This is a genomic window from Vibrio sp. 1288 (assembly GCF_033344475.1).
In genome coordinates this window covers 1-662 of sequence record NZ_JAWPOX010000607.1, presented here as the reverse complement: position 1 = coordinate 662, position 662 = coordinate 1, and the positions used below count along the sequence as shown (strand labels likewise).

Below are 662 nucleotides of genomic sequence, written 5' to 3'. Positions count from 1 at the left end.
ACAAACAAAACAAACATAAGTCATTGTTTTTATTTATATAAAATCCAAACACAAACTCCAAGCAACAAAACCTTATGTACGCCCTAACCCACTCGCTGTAAATGAGTAGGTTATAAAATGCGTTGACGTAACAAATAGTTAAGAAAAGCAAACTGGCAACTAGATCACGTTTGGTGAGAAGGGTTTGGCGTCGAAAAGTGTGTTGAGGAAACGCAGAAACAAAAACGGCCCTTGGGGTATTGGGCCGTGATAAAGACAACGAAGTAGATTAGCGTTCTGGTGTTTCCAGAAGTTTAACGGCGCAATCCACAGCGTTGTTGATACCTTGACTGCTCTCAAGCTTACCTGAACTCGCAGGCCCAAGGGCACAAGAGTACAAAGCCAGTTGCTTATCGAACGGCAGATCCAACTGTTCATATAAGTTTTGTCGGATACGTGCATGTTGTTCTGGTTCTTGGCTTGCAAGGCTAATCAACGTGTCATAAATAAGCGTTTTCATGTCATTCCCTTTAATTTTATTGCACGGGGTGCATATATATTGTATCCGTTTAGAAACCACAAATCAGAAGCTAGGTCACAGAACGCGGCGCTAAAAAAGATTATGTGAGAAGGATATGCCAACACAAAATTGAGACGCTTTCGACAAAAATTGAAAGATACAT

1 protein-coding gene is annotated in these 662 nt (G+C 40.8%); it reads right to left on the bottom strand.

The annotated features are described in order from the left end of the window. Positions 1-268: 268 nt before the first annotated feature. The gene (locus tag R8O11_RS28305; RefSeq protein WP_005479230.1) at positions 269-499 is read right to left on the bottom strand and encodes a PAS factor family protein; all 231 of its coding nucleotides are present in this window, start codon (positions 497-499) and stop codon (positions 269-271) included. Between the last annotated feature and the right edge of the window lie 163 nt (positions 500-662).